Below are 17,852 nucleotides of genomic sequence, written 5' to 3'. Positions count from 1 at the left end.
TACCAAGGAGGTAATTCTCAAATGACTAATTCACAACAAATCACAGATGACAAAAACCCAATGCTAGAGCAAAATTCTGCCTCTGATATTTTTAATTTAGAAGAGGATAAATTACCTCATCCTGAATTAGAAAAATCTCCCCTCAATCCAGAAAAACTTAAATCTATGCCCCATAATGTGCCTAATATTGAGCAGAATATTCAAGAAGAAACCCCTAATAACTTCAACTTAATTCAGCCAATAATTGATAACATTCATCAAGCTATTGCTCAATTACAAAAAGATTTTGAAGTCAAAGTTAAATACGATGAGAGCAAAGAACGTACCATTAATGCCCTTCATAAAGAGTTGCAAGATTATCGAGAAGATATAGTATTTAAAATTTTACGACCCTTAATTATGGACATTACTAGCATTTACGATCATCTCCAATTACTGACTAAGAAATATGGTAATTTATCTGAATCTAATTCTGCCAATTCCATAGCATCCGAGTTAAAAAGCTTCACTGAAGAAATTGAAGAAATAGTTAGCCGTTACGGGTTTAAATTCTATCAAAATGACAGTGAAACTTATGACCGTAGTAAACAAAAAGCGCAAAAAATTATTAATACTGATGACTCTACTCTCGATAAACAAATTGTAGAGCATCTGCGGATGGGGTTACAGTATCAAGAGCGAATTGTTCGTCCAGAAACCGTTAGTGTCTATCGTTATGTATCCAATCAATAAAAACCAAAAAATTTTTTCTTACCTCATTCACTTATTTTCTTATGATTGATTCCTCCCGTCCGAATTTCTTCTTACTTCTGGAAATTGACCCGAATCAACCTTGGTCTGAATCAGTATTTCAAGAAATTTTTACTCTGAAACAAACTGAGTGGACTAAAAAAAGCAAACATCCTAAATATCGGATGGAATATAACACCTACTTACAAATGCTTCCTGAAATTAAGGAAGTAATGGAAAATCCAAATTCAAGGCAAATTGAAGCTGATTATTTTCAGCAAAATTTTCAACTCAATAACCCTCAAGTTGAAGCAGAGCCTGATGCTAATCAACTGAATCAAAATAAACCCGTTCAAAAAAACGTCAAGGAGACCAAGAAAATGTCTAAAATTACCCCTATTTTTGGTATTGACTTAGGAACCACCTATTCCTGTATCGCTTATGTTGATGAGTATGGTCGTCCTAATGTAGTTGCTAATATGGAAGGAGACCGAACCACTCCCTCAGTCGTGCAATTTAATGGTGAGGAAAGAATTGTTGGTAAGGAAGCGAAAAATAGCAGTATGCTTGAGCCAGATAATACTGTAGATATGGTTAAACGCTTCATGGGTAAAGAGGGGTTTTCTTTTGAACACGAAGGAGAATCTTATCGCCCCGAAGAAATTTCTTCTTATATTCTCCGTAAATTAGTAAAAGATGCTGAACAACAAACCAGTTATCAAATCAAAGATGTGGTGATTACTTGCCCTGCTTATTTTGGTATTCGTGAACGAGAGGCGACTCAATTGGCAGGGGAAACAGCTGGTTTAAATGTGCGTAGTATTATTAATGAACCTACAGCAGCAGCTATCTGTTATGGAGTCAATGAAGAAGCAGACCAGACGGTTTTAGTTTATGACTTAGGAGGGGGAACTTTTGACATTACTGTAATCAAGATTGAGGGTGGTAATATAACTGTTGTTTGTACCGAAGGAGATCATGATTTAGGTGGAAAAAATTGGGATGAAACCATTGTGACTTATTTGGCTCAACAATGGCAAGAAGAAACAGGATCTAGTGAGGATCCTTTAGAGTCCTCTGAAACTTTACAAGAATTATATGTTCGGGCTGAAGACGCAAAAAAAACCCTAACACAAAAAGGGGAAACTTCTATTCCTGTTATGCACAATATGCAACGAAAAAAAATTGAACTGACTCGTGAAACTTTTGATGAATTAACGAACAGTTTATTAGAAAGAACGATTGAGTTGACTAAAATCGCTATTGCTGAAGCGAAAAAGCGAGGAGTTGAAGACTTTGACCAAATCTTAATGGTAGGAGGTTCTACTAAGATGCCTCAAGTTGCTCGTCGTATTCAAGAAGAATTTGGCAAAGAACCTAAGTTTTGTGAACCCGATGAATCCGTTGCTAAAGGTGCCGCTATCTATGGTCATAAATTAATGCTGGATCAAGAAATTCTTATCACCATATCTAAGGACCTTGGGCTCAAACCAGAAGACGTTAAACTTGAAGATGTACCAGAAAAAACTAAGCAGAAAGCTGAACAAGAAGTTGCCGAAAATAATGGTTTAACATTAGGTGAAGTTCAAAAAGCAACCGAAACCAAAATTATTAATGTGACAAGTTGTAGTTTTGGCATTAAAGCACGTGTAAAAAATGAAGAAAAATTGGTTAATTTGATTAAGAAAAATGATCCTGTTCCAGCAGATGTTACTCAACGTTTTGGTACAGGATCAGCGAATCAAACAAGTGTTGAACTGTTAATTGCACAAAATTCTTCAACTGATCAATATTATGAATTACACCTGAGTACAGAAATTGGGCAAGCAGAAATAAGCCTTCCTAGTGGTTTACCTCAAGGTACTCCTATTGATGTCACTTTTAAATTAAATGAACAAGGAATGCTTGAGATGTATGCTAAAGAACTATCAACAGGTCGAGATGCTACTGTCACTATTAAAACAGAAGGGGGTGTAACCCAAGAAGAAAAAGAAGCAATGAAAGCCCGCAACTCTAGTTTGGTCTATAGCTAATTTTTTCCCCCTTTGCCTTCTGAATGGAGAATAATTTATTTTCCATTCTCCTCACTTTTTATAAAGTATTCACCCTGACAACTAAAATAATAAAATCATGAACAATTTTGTTGGTATTGACCTCGGAACTACCTTTTCAGTTGTCGCTTATATTAAAGATGGCAAACCGGAAGTCATTCCTAATAACCAAGGAAAAAGAATTACTCCCTCCGTTATTGATTTAGGTAGTAATCCGCCCCTTGTTGGCGATGATGCCAAAGAAAAACAAGCATTAGGAGATGAACAAGTTTATGCCTTTTTTAAGCGAGATATGGGCAATCCCCACGCCCTTTATTTAGAGAATAATCAAGAATATACCCCCATTGATCTATCTTCAATGGTTCTCTCCTATCTTAAACACTGTGCCGAAGATTTTTTAGGTCAATCTGTCACCGATGCTGTGATTACTGTTCCTGCTTATTTTAATAATATGCAGCGTGAAGCTACCATTGAAGCAGGGAAAAAAGCTGGCTTTAATATTCTTAGAATTATTAATGAACCTACCGCTGCTGCGATCGCTTATGGAGTTCGCCCTAATCAAAATAATTCAAAAATTTTGGTTTATGACCTTGGAGGTGGAACATTTGACGTTTCTCTAGTAGAAGTTACAGGAGATGAACTTCGAGTCATTGCTACAGACGGAGATCATATTTTAGGCGGAAAAGATTGGGATGATCGCATTTTACAATTTCTCGCTACCCAATTTGAAGAAGATTTTGGCGTGGAATTAATGGGAGAAGACTTTAATGAATTAATGATTTTAGCAGAAAAAACTAAAATTAGCTTGTCAACAAAACAAGCGGTTAAAGTATCGGTTAAAGGCGGAGGACATCAAGCTAGTTATGAAATTACCCGTCAACAATTTGAGCAATTAACAAAAGACTTAATCGAAAGAACACAAATGTTAGTAAATATTGTCCTTGATGAAGCTAATTTAACATGGAAAGATATTGAGGGAGCAGTCTTAGTGGGGGGTTCTACGAGAATGCCAATGGTGCGTGAATATGTAGAAGAAATGTCAGGTAAACCACCTCTAAGTGGAGTGAATCCCGATGAAGCCGTCGCATTAGGGGCAGCGATTCAAGCCGCAATAGATATAGAAGCAAAACAACAAAAAAATTCTCAATTATTTTTGTCAGGAAAAACTCAATCTACTGAAACTTTACTCTTAGGAGGAGTGAAAAAATCGAGTGATGTTATTAGTCATAGTTTAGGAATGATTGCTGTTAGTGAAAATGGAGATAAATATATTAATAGTATTATTATTTCCAAAAATCAACCGATTCCCTCCCAACAAACCCGTCCCTATCAATTTCGAGTCAAAAAAGGAGAAGAAAATAAACTAGAAGTCTTTATGACACAAGGGGAAACCTTAGATCCTATGAGTTGTGTTTATCTTGGAAATTACGTCTTTACTGACATTCCGATGGTCAAGTCGCGATTAGCAATTATTGACATCACTTATTCCTATAATTTGAGTGGTGTTGTTGAAGTTTCTGCGGTTGAAAGGAGTACCCAAAAACCCTTGACTTTAACCATTGAACCAGTCCCCTTAGATGTTCCAGATGATCGATTTACTAAATCTCCTCAAGAAACAGTTGTGCGAGAACATTTGAATATTTACATGGCGTTTGACCTTTCTGGTAGTATGAATGGTAGGCCTCTAAATGAAGCAATTGAAGCGGCAAAAAGTTTTGTTACTCAATGTGATTTAACTACAACATCTATTGGAATTATTGAATTTTCTGATAAAACTTTAACAACTGTTAATAGTTCTCAAAATATCAGAAAAATTAATCATGGTATTCAAAATTTATCCATAGGACGCACAGGTTATGGCAATTCTGCTCATCCTTTTGATGAAATATGTCGGATTTTACGAAAGGCTAAAGATTTAAAATATGGTATTATTTTGACCGACGGAGTTTGGGCAAATCAGCAACAAGCTATTAAAGCAGCTAAACTTTGTCATAAAATGGAGATAGAAATTATTGCCATTGGATTTGGTGGTGCTGATCAAGAATTTTTAAGACAAATTTCTTCACGAGATGATCTAAGTTTCTTTACGGATTTAAACCAATTGACTGAAACCTTTAGTACTATTGCTCAAGAATTAACAGAAAGTGGTGGACAAATTCGTTTAGAAACAACAACCAAACCGCAAGAAACCGAGCCGATCAATCCTGAACCAAATCAAAAATCAAATAATTGGCTGAAATTCTGGTAAATAAAATTAAATATTGTCAGCGATTTTAGCGAATTTTAGTAGATTCAAACCTTATTGTCAATTCAATTAAAGAGGAAACTATGGTTTTCAAACGAGATGCAGACTATTATGAAAAACAAGCTCAAAAATATGAAAAGCAAGCTAATGAATCCTTCAAAAAAGCTGAAGCTTATGATAAGAAAGCTCAACAACATGGTCAAATGACATCAGAATCCGTTAAATATACTTCTAAGTATCGAAAAGCCATGGAGGAAGGAACTGATAAAGAAAATAAAGCTAATCAAGCAAGAAGAAAAGCTGAAGAAATTCGTGGAAAAGAAAATGAGCGTTCTTCTGGACGTGGTAAATAATCTAATCGGGAGTTTTATTACTTATACGATCATTATTTTCTTGGTAAACCTTTGAATTTTCTTAACCACCATCATGAGCCTTATTAGTTTATTTCTTAATCTCACTGTTCAACTAATCACAATTACTCTAAAAATTACTTTCCAAATTTTAGCAGCAATTATTCAGTTACCTTTTATGTTATTTAATGGATTATTCTCAGGATCTTCAGGATTTTCTGCTCCCAATTTACAAGGTTTCAAAAAAAGAGGTAAATCATTAGGATTTGGAGCGCAACCCGAAGATCAAGGCAATGCTCACTGGGCAACAGATAGGGAAATTAAAGATGCTCATTTATATAGTTCAGTGGGATTAATTTTGGGTAAATCTTTATCCAATAATCAAGAATTTATTCGCTGGAATCCTGAAGGACATTTAATTACAATTGCTGGAACTGGTTCGGGTAAAGGGATCAGTACCGTTGTGCCGAATCTTCTTACCTATCCTGGGCCGATTGTGGTTACAGATCCCAAAGGAGAAAACTATGAAATTACTGCCAGAGCGCGAAAAGATATAGGACATAAAGTTTATTGTCTTGACCCTTTTAATGTATGTCCTAATGCCTCTAAAGCCCAATTTAACCCCTTAGATTTAATCGATCCCTCTAACCCTAATTTTGCCGATGAAGCCAAAATCTTAGCTGATTTATTAGTTTTACGCACAGGAGAAGAAAAAGACCCTCACTGGGATGACAAAGCCAGAGCTATTTTATCTGGAATTATTATGTTTGTTGCTTTCTTTTCTCCTAAAGGAAAACGTAATCTAGGAGAAGTCAGAAATATTGTTATGGCTTCTTCAGATAAGTGGGAAACGATTATAGAAACAATGGAATCAGCCACCGAAGCAGATGGATTAATTGCACGAACAGCAGTGATGATCGAAAGAATGGCGGATGAAGAACGCATGAGTGTTTTCTCTGCTATGGAAAAACATACTGAGTTTCTTGATTCTCGTCCTGTTGTCACTTCCTTAGCCAAAAGCAGTTTTAATATTTGGGATTTAAAAAATGGAAAAATTTCAATTTACTTTGTTTTACCTGCGGCTGAAATAGCCATGTATTCACGTTTATTAAGGGTTTGGATTGGCTCTTGTATTAGAGCAATGGTTAAAAAGCCCGGTAAACCCACTTATCCCACCTTATTTATGCTTGATGAAGCCGCCAATTTAGGTAAAATGGACTTAATTTCTCAAGGGGTTACTTACCTTAGAGGTTATGGCGTTACCTTATGGATTATTCTGCAAAACTTATCTCAACTTGAAGAACTTTATAACAAAGGTTGGGAAACTTTTCTGGGCAATACAGTTATTCAGCAATATTTTGGCATACAAGATATTAAAACCTCAGAATATGTCTCTAAAAAAGCTGGAAAAACCACGATTAGAGTATTAAGTACCAATGAAGGAAGAAACACAGGTGCTTCTAATAATCCTATTGGTTTTTCTATATCTAATTCCAGAGGGCGTTCTTCAGCATTAACTGTTTCTGAAACCCCACGTCCTTTAATTATGCCCGATGAAGTTACTCGTTTAAGTCCCGATGAAGCGATTATCTTTATGCGTGGAAAGCCCCCAATTCCTGTTCAGAAAGTTCCTTATTTTCTAGATCCCTTTTTTGCTGGAATGTATGACGATAATCCTTATCATCAATCTATGTAAGTTTTTTTTCCATTAACACAACCCAAAACCATTAGGAGAATATTATGTTTAACTCAAAAGGCTTTTTAAATAACCAATCGTCCCACAATCACAACTTATTTCCTGTTAATGTTTTTATTTCAAAAAATCTATCTGATAATGAAATTATTGATGCTTGTATTCAGCTATTCTCTCTATCTAAAAAAGATATTTGTGTTACCCAAGATATAACAATAGAGATGCCAGACTATATACAACTTCTTTGCGAAAAAGAATCAATACAAGGAGATTTTAAAATTTTACTCTCACTTTATCCTCAAAATGATTTAATCGAACAATCTATCGGAAAAATTGGGGATGAAATAGCAATCGCTAAAAAGTTTGCTGATTATTTTCATTGTCAATGTATGGTAGCTGATAACTCTCCTTTTGAAGACTATGAAGAAGACCTATATTTCTTGGTTAAAGATACTTCAAATAACGTTCAAAAAATTTATATTAATTTAGACCAAATCGATGACAATATCTATACTATTCAAAATTAATATAATACTAATTGGAGGATAACTATGAGTTCTGAAAAAGACAAAGAATTTTTAGTAGGACGCGGCGGAAAAGCCAAGTTAAGTAATTTAAAAGATGAACCTAAATCAAAACATTATGACACCGCGTCTTATCGGGATCTAAAAAATGCAGGCGAAACGAATACTGTTGGCAATAAAGAGATGATTAAGGACGACATTAGAAGAATTAAAAATGGGGAAGCAACAAGAAGCACAACCAAAGTTAAAGGACAGGAAACAAGCCGATTTACTTTAGATAATGGTCGCACTTATCGAGCAGGAGCAAAAGATACAAATGGAGAGGTAACACTGTTTCCAGAAAAAGGACCCAGACTAACTCAACTGAATAAAAAAGAATCTCGTGCGCTTGGAGTCCTTAATGATCATGGAATTGAGGGAAATAAAGCAAAAGATACCATGAGAAATCTAAAGGTTAGTCATGAGGAGTCTAATAAAGCGATAAAAGTATGGCAAAAGGCTAAAGGGAAAAATGTAAGTTCTCAAGAGATAGATACTTGGAAACGTCAATATGCAAGCGAATATAAGAAGAAAAATTCACCAACTTTGACCCAGAGTAAAAGTCTTTCTCAAAGAAAAAGATGATAGTTTTATCAGGAATTTAAAGTTATTTTATTTAAGAGCCAAACTATTCTTATCTTCAAATCAAAATTATGAAAATGTTAAACTACTTAAAACTCCAAACTATTTTTTCAGAGAGAGCCTTTTTAGCAATTGTAGCCGAAACCTATGAAAGCTCTAAAACAGAAACAGGTGGAATTTTCTTGGGAATAAAAACAGTTAATATATGGTATATTCTCGAAACATTAGATCCAGGCATACATCCTATTTTTCAACCAGGTTATTTTGAATATGATACTGAGTATATTAATCATTTATCTAAGAAAATAGGAAGATATTATCAGGAACCTATAGAACTTCTTGGACTTTGGCATAGACATCCTAGTAGTTTTGATTGTTTTTCACAAACTGATGATATAACAAATAAAAAATATGCTTCTCAAAATTCTGATGGAGCTATTTCTGCCCTAGTTAATCTTGACCCTGATTTCCGATTAACGATGTACCATGTTTTAATTGAACCCGATTCTTTATCACGCCCTCAATATACTAAAATTCCTATAGAAGTAGGCGACCACCTCATCCCAGAAAAATTTTTAACCCTCAAATCCTTCCCAGATTCCTTAGAAAATATTAATCAACATTGAAAATATAGCTATAATGAGAAAAATTATCTTCATAGATTATGCCAAGACTAAATACAAGTGATACAGTTAAAGAACAACTTTCTCTTTTGTTAAGAAGATTATTAACGTATGTAAACGGTGAATTAGTAGATCAAGCTTATTGGTCAGATAAAATAATCTATAACTGGTTGAAATATGATAAACCTCACCCAAAACTAATTGTCAAAACAGAATTAAAGGTTTTGGTAGATTTTTGCAACGCTGGTACTAAAAAAACATCAGTTATTTCCCTCACTACAATTCAGATGAGAAATGTTCTTGATGTTTTAAAAGATTGGGGAATCCTTACAGATCATCGCACGAATCCTCAAGGATCACGACAAAGGCACTTCACCCTCAACCTTTGGAGTTCATTTACAGAAGAAAATTTGTGGAAATTTGAGGAAGAATGGGATAAGCGTAAATTTCCCAATCTTGAAAACTCATCAGTTAAAACAGAAATAAATTATGATAATTTCGGATTAATTCCTGATATTTCTCAGATTTATGGTAGAGAAAAAGAACTAGAATTATTAAAACAAAAGTTTTTTCAAAATAGTCCCCCGTGTAAAATTATCGGAATTTTCGGAATAGCAGGAATCGGAAAAACATCTCTTGTCTGTAAACTGATTGAGCAAATTCAAGAGGAATTTCCCCGTGTTATCTATTGGTCTTTTTTGAATCCCCCTTTACCTCTAGAATTTCTGGAAAATACAAGTAATATTATTTCACAGAATATTAGTTTTAAGGCAGAAGATAAATTTAAAATAAAACTGATAAAATTTATTAAGATACTAGCTAAATCTCGTTGTTTATTATTTTTAGATAATATTGATGCGATTATTGAGCATGAAAACTATCGAGAATATAGCGAAATTTTACAAGCAATTGGTCAGTCAAAGCACAATAGCTGTTTAATTATAACCAGTCGAAAAATTCCTCAAGAACTTGAATCGTTAGTGGGAAATAAAACTTCAACTTATTTCCGAGAGTTACAAGGACTTGACTATCAAACTGGACGGCAAATTTTGAGAGATATTGACACCTTTCATGGTTCAGAGGATGAATGGCAATTTTTAATTCAACAAGTCTGTCACGGCAATCCTTTATTCATCAAATCTATCGCTCATCATATTCAACGAGTTCATCATAATAATCTCTCGGATTTTCTGTTAAAAGGGAATCTTCTGATAAAAAAAATTGAGTCTATTTTAAATTCTTACTTTCAGCAACTATCTAATTTAGAAAAAGCGATTATTTTTGAGTTAGCGATTAATCGAAATCCAGTTTCTTTGTCGGAACTAGAACATAATATTATCATTGAACCTGATGGTAAAAGTATCCAAGAAGGGATCAGATCATTATCTAGCAAAATTCTGTTAGATAAAAAAGATGACTACTTTACCATACATCCTCTACTGATTGAATATTTCACTCAAAAAATTATTACCATAGCAACCGAAGAAATCAAAACTCAAAAATTCCAATTATTAAAAAGTAATTCCTTGACTAAAACCACTGTTCCTGATTATCTAAGAAAGATTCAAGTTAATGTTATTTTACACCCAATAATTAAGAACTTAATTCATAATTTTCAAGAAAATAATCTAGAAAGCAAACTAATTGATTGTTTAAAGACATTAAAAAATGAACCTTCTGGACAAATTGGCGGCATTGCTGGCAATATTATTAACTTACTTAATATACTGAAAAATGGTCATTTAATCGGCTACGATTTTTCCCATATCCCTATTCGACAAGTCGATTTTTCAAACATTAGACTCAACCAAGTAGATTTTTCCTATTCACAGTTTTTTGACTGTATTTTTCCTCAAACTTGTGGCAGTATTTTATCAATTTCTTGCAGTCAGTTTAATCGCTCTTTTCCAAGAGAAGAGCTTTTAGCAACTGGTGACAGTCATGGGATGATTTACCTCTGGAAAGTCAAACAAGACGGAAAATTAGAATTAAGCAAAAGTTTTCCTGCTCACGGAAGCTGGGTGTGGTCAGTAGCCTTAAATTCCGAGGGACAGTTACTAGCAAGTGGGGGACAAGACGGAATTGTTAAAATTTGGTCTATTACAACAGATATATCTATAAATTGTCATTCTTTGCCCCACCCTTCTCAAAAACATTATGCTCCTATTAGAGCCGTTACTTTTAGTGCTGATAGTAAGTTTTTAGCCACAGGAAGTGAGGACAAAACCATTAAAATATGGTCAGTTGAAACAGGAGAATGTCTCCACACCCTTGAAGGACATCAAGAACGAGTAGGTGGTGTTGCTTTTAATCCAAATGGTCAACTTTTAGCCAGTGGGAGCGCTGATAAAACCATCAAAATATGGTCAGTTGACACGGGAGAATGTCTCCATACTCTTACAGGACACCAAGATTGGGTTTGGCAAGTTGCCTTTAGTTCCGATGGTCAACTTCTAGCCAGTGGAAGTGGGGATAAAACCATTAAAATATGGTCTATTATAGAAGGAGAATATCAAAATATTGATACTTTAACAGGACACGAAAGCTGGATTTGGTCAATTGCTTTTAGTCCGGACGGTCAATATATAGCCAGTGGGAGTGAAGATTTTACACTGCGGTTATGGTCAGTAAAAACCAGAGAATGTCTTCAATGTTTTAGGGGATATGGCAATCGATTATCATCGATTACTTTCAGCACCGATAGTCAATATATTTTGAGTGGTTCTATAGATCGATCGATCCGATTATGGTCTATCAAAAACCATAAATGTCTTCAACAGATTAATGGTCATACTGACTGGATCTGTTCAGTAGCTTTTAGTCCCGATGGAAAAACATTGATAAGTGGAAGTGGAGATCAAACGATTAGATTATGGTCAGGGGAAAGTGGCAAAGTAATTAAAATTTTACAAGAAAAAGATTATTGGGTTTTATTGCATCAAGTCGCAGTTAGTGCGAATGGTCAACTGATTGCTAGTACCAGTCACGATAACACCATCAAACTTTGGGATATTAGGACAGATGAAAAGTACACTTTTTCCCCAGAACATCAAAAGCGCGTATGGTCGATCGCTTTTAGTCCTAATAGTCAAATGCTGGTAAGTGGTAGTGGAGATAATTCTGTTAAGCTTTGGTCAGTTCCGAGAGGATTTTGTCTTAAAACTTTTGAGGAACATCAGGCCTGGGTATTATCAGTAAATTTTAGTCTTGATGGAAAATTAATAGCAACTGGTAGTGAAGATCGAACTATTAAACTCTGGTCTATTGAAGATGATATGACTCAATCTTTGCGGACTTTTAAAGGTCATCAAGGAAGAATTTGGTCTGTTGTCTTTAGTCCTGACGGTCAGCGATTAGCCAGTTCAAGTGATGATCAAACGGTCAAAGTTTGGCAAGTCAAAGATGGTAGATTAATTAATAGTTTTGAAGGTCATAAGTCTTGGGTATGGTCAGTAGCTTTTAGTCCCGATGGGAAGTTACTAGCAAGTGGGGGGGATGACGCAACAATCCGAATTTGGGATGTTGAAACAGGTCAACTTCATCAACTCCTGTGTGAACATACTAAAAGTGTCAGGTCAGTGTGTTTTAGTCCCAACGGTAACACATTGGCCAGCGCAGGTGAAGACGAGATGATTAAACTTTGGAACCTAAAAACAGGAGAATGTCAGAACACTTTACGCTCTCCTAGACTTTATGAACAAACAAATATTAAGGGAGTAGAAGGGTTGAATTATGAAACGAGCAACACCATGAAAATTTTAGGAGCTTTTCTGTCACGTTGAAGAGAGGATAGAAGTTAGTCAAGGGAGTCTCAATGAGAGGTAATCCCGATCTGAAAATCCCTAAAACCCCACACCCCACTTCATAATTCATAATTCATAATTCATCATTCATAATTCATAATTCATAATTCATAATTCCCATGTAGTCTTAACGGGTTACTCCATCCACCACTGGACGGACATCGCTGCCCTCAAAATAGCCGGGGTTGCCTGTCCAGTTGAAATCCGACACGCGGATGTTGAGTATTCCCAACTGCAACACCGGGTTATAGCGCAAAATTAAACTATAGGTGCGACGACTCCATTCGAGAAAATATTCTGTACTGATTTCCTTCGCTTGATCGATACTATAAACACTCTGAAAACCCACACGAATCGGACCATATACCTGTTGATTTATACCGTAGGACATTGTTTGTTGATCAACAAAGCGATCGAAGAAAAAGGGTGATTGTCCGTTAACCAAACCCTGACTAAAACTGATATTAAACCCGGTATAGTCGAGAAAATTGCGGGAAAAACGCCCAAACTGCCCTAATAATCCCACGGTTCCCGTGACGGAATTTTGCGTCTCTCCATTAGTGTAATAACTGGTGACACCAGTGACACCAGTGACAATAGCAATATAGGGTTGAACGGGAAGAGGAGAAAATCTTAAACCTTGGTCGGGAGTCGGTGGTAAAGTAAGGGCAGACCAGAGTAAAAAACTGCGATTGAGGGAGACAGCACCCTGAAAACGGCTTAAATTAGTAACATTATCCGTTGCATTGGCCGCTAAGAGATTACTGCGATCGGTGGGTGCGTTAATATTCTGAACAGAAGCTTGATAACTGAGTCTAATATCCGTATTCGGGATGACAATCACAGGTGAGGTCAAAATTGCCCCAAAACTGCTATTAACCGTCTGAAAACCCAAAGAACCGTTAAAGAGACGCTCGCGATAATTGTACTCCACATTGAGCAGATAGGGATCCTGCAACTGTCCGATCGTCTGTTGAAAGCGAATCTTAGAACGAACACTATTTTCGATCTGTTCCAAATCTAAATTAGAAAAAGAGGCTGTTGCTTGCAAAAACGAGCGCTCACCGAAATTAGTGGCAAAATTGCCCAATAAACCAAAAGCTTTCGGACTAAGGGGCGAAACTTCGCCACCTCCGGGGTTAGCTGAGGGAAAAGCATCGGGATTAAGGACTTTTTGAATTAAATATTGCGGTGTCAACTCAAAAATAGTCTTCGGTGTCTCCACTAAAGTTAGGGGACTTTCTACGAAAAATCCGCCCCGATCCTCCCCATCATAGCCCGGGGCAATTAAAAAAGGACGACGACGACGGCGATCGAAAGTAAGACTATTAATAAAAGTGGGGGCCACTACCCGTTGATCGAAAACCAACTGGGAATTACTCATCCGCAACTCATCGGTAAAAGGGCCGGTACTGCGAAAAGTGGCGGAATTGGCCCGAACTTCCAATTCAGGGGGGGAAAAAGGGTCATTTGTCAGACGCACATTAGTGGCATTCCACACCTTACCATCAAAATTCAAGCGCTCGGCCTGAAAACGGACACGATTAATCGTTCCCCCCGATGGACTACTAATATTCTGTCGATCACGCCGACTGGGATCCTGTCCCCCGACGACAAATTGAAAACCCTCTCCCGTAGTGATTCTCTGCAAGGGTTGATTTAATGCCAAACGATCGGTTAGGGTTCCAAAAGAACTGCTGGCCCCCGCACCCACATCCGTGGGCAGCGTTTGTCCTAAATCCCTAGCGGTGCTGGGTTGAAAAATCTCCCCATTGGCATTAAATACCACACCGCTATCCTGGACGAAATAATATTCAAAGCGATCGCCGCGCAGGATTTGATCTCCCCGGGTTAGGATCACTTGGCCCTCCGCTACCGCTAACTTTTCGGGAAGATTAATCTGTAAGCGATCGGCCGTTAGTACACTTTGGGCAAAACGCAGGGTGACATTACCTCTAGCGGTGATAATCTGCCGATTTTGGTCAAATTCCTGCTCATCGGCCACTAATTCTAGGGGTCTTTCCCCTTCTGGATTCGCGGCCTGATCTAGGCTGTTATTGAGGGAAATCAAGTATTCTTGGCTGGTTTTTTCGCCTTTTTTCCGCACTAATATCCGAGTTAAGCCATTTTTCTGGTTAAGAGCTTTTTGATTTAATCCTGAAACTATCTCGGTTTCGGGATGAATAGTGACACCAACGGCTGCGGGGGGTGGAGAATTCCGAACAGAAAGGGGTTTTCCTAAAGCTGCCGCATCCCCCGCACTACTAGGTAAAGGTTTTAGGGGAATACCCTGATCGGGAACCAAGGGTTTTACCTCGACGGTTTCCGGGGGTGGAGTGACGGTGAGGGGAATAGAAACGCTCTCTTCTGAAGGCTTTTTTGCCTCTAGAGGTGCTGGGGTGACAGGGAGGGGAACTACAGACGTGGGAATATTTTCAGCAACTTGGCGCTCCTCCGTTTCCGGTTCGGCTACAGTATTAATCAGGGCAGGTGGTTCAACAGCTAAGATAAAAAAAGACATGACTGCACGAGTCGGCGATCAAAATAGAGGACGAGCGAACCTCATTGATACTACCATGATCATTATTTCTAGGGAGACAGGGAAAGTTTAATAACTTGTTCCCTGTGCCTTTACCCTAGAACCGGTTTGTTAATTGTCTTCTACTCAAAGTCTTTGCGTCCGGGGTTACGGGTAGGATCGCCAGAAAGGAAGCCAAAGATAAAAAGTAAGACAAAGAAGGAAACAACGATATAAACGGCGATTTTTAGGGTTAACATTACTAAGACGTTCTCCTTAGACTAGATTAATTCAATAACAGGGGTGAGCATACCTTGACCTACTTTACCCCATTTGGGCGATCCCTGAACAGAGAAAAGCGATCGGTCTTCAGTTATCAGTTATCAGTGAGCAGTTATCAGTGAGCGGTGAGCAGATGTGAGTTTTGGCTCTTCTAGGTTCTGTGTGATAAGTTTAACTTACAGAGGATTGATCGATCTTTGTGTCCTTTGTGTCTGGAGTGGTTCGTTCCACTCACTGCCCCAAGACTGTATCTTAGAATACATTTTACCCACCAAACCTGGGAGAGCCGAGTTTTTAGTTTACTGATTACTGGGTACTGATCACTTAAAATACGACTAAATAGCCTATTTTTAGCCAATTTATGAATAATATCGGTAAATTGTATGTGGTGGGAACGCCGATCGGCAATTTAGACGATCTGACTTTGCGGGCCCTGGCAACTCTCAAAAAAGTCTCTCTAATTGCTGCCGAAGATACCAGACACACGGGCAAATTATTACAGCATTTTGATATTCCAACCCCTCAAATTAGTTACCACGAACATAATCGCCTTTCCCGTCTCGATCAGTTATTAAATATTCTCAGCCAAGGTCAGGATATCGCTTTGGTTACTGATGCGGGAATGCCGGGGATTTCTGACCCGGGTTATGAGTTAATTAAAGCTTGTATAGAAGCTAATATCGAAGTGGTTCCCATCCCCGGAGTAACGGCGGTAATTACTGCTTTAGCGGTGTCGGGATTACCCACGGAAAGATTCTGTTTTGAAGGATTTCTTCCGGGTAAGGAAAAGCTGAAACAAGAGCGCTTAGAGGGTTTAAAAACTGAAACAAGAACGATGGTTTTTTATGAAGCACCTCACAAACTTATTAAGACTTTGGAGGATTTACGCGAAACTTTCGGCCCAACGAGAAAGATAGTTTTAGGTCGGGAATTAACCAAGCTTTACGAAGAAATTTGGCGAGGAACTATCGCCGAGGCGATTAATTTATATCAGGAGAATAAAACTCCTAAAGGGGAATTTACAATCGTAGTTATGGGCAAAGATAAAACCGATAATATCCAATTATCCGAGGAGGAATTAAAACGGGAATTAAAACAAATTATAGAACGGGGAGTTAGTCGATCGCAAGCCAGCAGACAATTAGCACAGGTTACTAATTTATCCCGCAGTCGTTTATACAAATTAGCCCTAGAAATTTGATGATTATTAACTTTTATTCCCACCGCTAATCCTCGATTACTTAGCCGATTGAAGTAACAAAATTCCCCCGGCAGTTAATCCTAAAATGTTGGGCAACCAAGCGGCCATCAAGGGGGTTAAAACTCCGCCAATGCCTAAGGAACTGGTGACAAAAGATAGGAGATAATAGGAGAAAATTAGGACAATACAAATACCGAAACTGGTGGCTTTATTAGAATTTTGGGGACGCAATCCCAAGGCTGCCCCAATCATCCCAAAAACTAAACAAACAAAGGGTAAAGATATTTTCTGCTCGATTTGAACCTGCAATTTTCTAATTTTGGTGGGATTGCCGCTTAATTGCAGTATTTCTAGGTATTCCCGCGCTTGTCTAAGGGTCATTTCTGAACCATCTCGCGCCCGAAAAGCTAAATCTAAAGGGGTACGCGGTAGGGCTAATTGTTGATGTTGAAAGCGGACAATATTACGATAGGAACCCTTAGGATCAATTAGATAAATTGTACCGTTATAAAAATCCCAGATATTTTTTTCAATATTCCAAGAAGCTGATTCTGAGGTAATAATTTGATTAACTTCCGGTTGGGTGCGATCGAGAATGGTTAAACCTAACATTTCTTGACCGTTAAATCTTTCGGCATAAAATAACCTTCTTAATACCGTTTGCGCTTCCCCTCCATTCGCTGGCCGCACTTTGCCGTATTCAGGATAAATAATATTATCTTCAATAAAAGATTTGCGATTTGGTCGTAGGGCTTTGGTCATGGTAGCATTAGCTTCATAACTGGCAGCTGGAGCCACATAATCGTTAAAAACGTAGGTTAATCCCGTCACTATTAAACTTAGCACAATGGCGGGAATTATTAGGCGATAAACACTAATTCCAATACTTTTAAAAGCAATTAATTCGCTATCACTGGCTAAACGACTGTAGGCCATTAAAGCCGCTAAAAGTATCGACATGGGAAAGGCTAAAACGATAAACTCTGGCATTTTTAATAAGAGAATTTTTAAGGCCAAAGTAAAAGGTAAACCCGATTCAGTAATCCGTCGCACTAAATCAAATAAAGTACCGATCGCCACTCCCAAAGAAGTGAATAAACCCATACCAAATAAAAAGGGCAATAATAACTCGACAAAAATATAGCGGTCTAAGATGCTAAATCCGGGTATTCTACTTAAATTTCCTTGCCAATTGCCAACTTTCATGATATA

The 17,852-nt window shown here is 37.3% G+C and carries 13 protein-coding genes; 10 read left to right on the top strand and 3 right to left on the bottom strand.

Translation table 11 applies throughout. The features are described from left to right. Positions 1-21: 21 nt before the first annotated feature. From grpE to LW728_RS06955, 9 genes are all read left to right on the top strand, one after another. Positions 22-732 carry a nucleotide exchange factor GrpE gene (gene grpE / locus LW728_RS06995; RefSeq protein ID WP_287765938.1) on the top strand — a complete coding sequence of 237 codons (711 nt, stop codon included), beginning with the start codon at positions 22-24 and terminating at the stop codon, positions 730-732. A 41-nt stretch (positions 733-773) separates the two neighbouring features. Further along, the gene (locus LW728_RS06990) at positions 774-2,762 is read left to right on the top strand and encodes an Hsp70 family protein (protein WP_287765935.1); all 1,989 of its coding nucleotides are present in this window, start codon (positions 774-776) and stop codon (positions 2,760-2,762) included. A 97-nt stretch (positions 2,763-2,859) separates the two neighbouring features. Then, positions 2,860-5,028: an Hsp70 family protein gene (locus LW728_RS06985; RefSeq protein ID WP_287765932.1), complete on the top strand. Its 2,169-nt coding sequence runs from the start codon at positions 2,860-2,862 to the stop codon at positions 5,026-5,028. 80 nt (positions 5,029-5,108) lie between these two features. Next, positions 5,109-5,378 (top strand): hypothetical protein, encoded by a 270-nt coding sequence (locus LW728_RS06980; RefSeq protein WP_287765930.1) that lies wholly within the window; start codon positions 5,109-5,111, stop codon positions 5,376-5,378. Between the two features lie 73 nt (positions 5,379-5,451). Further along, complete coding sequence (locus LW728_RS06975) at positions 5,452-7,071, top strand: type IV secretory system conjugative DNA transfer family protein (RefSeq protein ID WP_110543443.1); 1,620 nt, start codon at positions 5,452-5,454, stop codon at positions 7,069-7,071. Between the two features lie 44 nt (positions 7,072-7,115). Further along, a complete protein-coding gene (locus LW728_RS06970; protein ID WP_008195846.1) occupies positions 7,116-7,595 on the top strand; it encodes a hypothetical protein in 480 nt (159 codons plus the stop codon). Positions 7,596-7,619: 24 nt separating this feature from the next. Then, positions 7,620-8,216: a hypothetical protein gene (locus LW728_RS06965; protein ID WP_287765912.1), complete on the top strand. Its 597-nt coding sequence runs from the start codon at positions 7,620-7,622 to the stop codon at positions 8,214-8,216. Positions 8,217-8,290: 74 nt separating this feature from the next. Further along, a complete protein-coding gene (locus LW728_RS23370; protein ID WP_002793844.1) occupies positions 8,291-8,839 on the top strand; it encodes a Mov34/MPN/PAD-1 family protein in 549 nt (182 codons plus the stop codon). 38 nt (positions 8,840-8,877) lie between these two features. Then, positions 8,878-12,618 carry a WD40 repeat domain-containing protein gene (locus tag LW728_RS06955; protein WP_287765909.1) on the top strand — a complete coding sequence of 1,247 codons (3,741 nt, stop codon included), beginning with the start codon at positions 8,878-8,880 and terminating at the stop codon, positions 12,616-12,618. Between the two features lie 148 nt (positions 12,619-12,766). Here LW728_RS06955 and LW728_RS06950 read toward each other — a convergent pair whose 3' ends face one another. Both LW728_RS06950 and LW728_RS06945 read right to left on the bottom strand, forming a co-directional pair. Continuing rightward, positions 12,767-15,160 (bottom strand): DUF3769 domain-containing protein, encoded by a 2,394-nt coding sequence (locus LW728_RS06950; protein ID WP_287765907.1) that lies wholly within the window; start codon positions 15,158-15,160, stop codon positions 12,767-12,769. A 140-nt stretch (positions 15,161-15,300) separates the two neighbouring features. Further along, complete coding sequence (locus LW728_RS06945) at positions 15,301-15,417, bottom strand: photosystem II reaction center protein I (protein WP_002732356.1); 117 nt, start codon at positions 15,415-15,417, stop codon at positions 15,301-15,303. Positions 15,418-15,800: 383 nt separating this feature from the next. Between LW728_RS06945 and rsmI the strand changes: the two genes are divergently transcribed. Further along, positions 15,801-16,640: a 16S rRNA (cytidine(1402)-2'-O)-methyltransferase gene (rsmI, locus tag LW728_RS06940; protein ID WP_287765904.1), complete on the top strand. Its 840-nt coding sequence runs from the start codon at positions 15,801-15,803 to the stop codon at positions 16,638-16,640. A 36-nt stretch (positions 16,641-16,676) separates the two neighbouring features. Here rsmI and LW728_RS06935 read toward each other — a convergent pair whose 3' ends face one another. After that, positions 16,677-17,846 carry an LptF/LptG family permease gene (locus LW728_RS06935; RefSeq protein ID WP_002803077.1) on the bottom strand — a complete coding sequence of 390 codons (1,170 nt, stop codon included), beginning with the start codon at positions 17,844-17,846 and terminating at the stop codon, positions 16,677-16,679. Between the last annotated feature and the right edge of the window lie 6 nt (positions 17,847-17,852).

Source organism: Microcystis sp. 49638_E5 (assembly GCF_021300285.1).
Taxonomy (GTDB): Bacteria; Cyanobacteriota; Cyanobacteriia; order Cyanobacteriales; family Microcystaceae; genus Microcystis; species Microcystis aeruginosa_C.
Note: the sequence above shows the minus strand (reverse complement) of the source record. Positions and strands in the feature narration are given on the sequence as shown.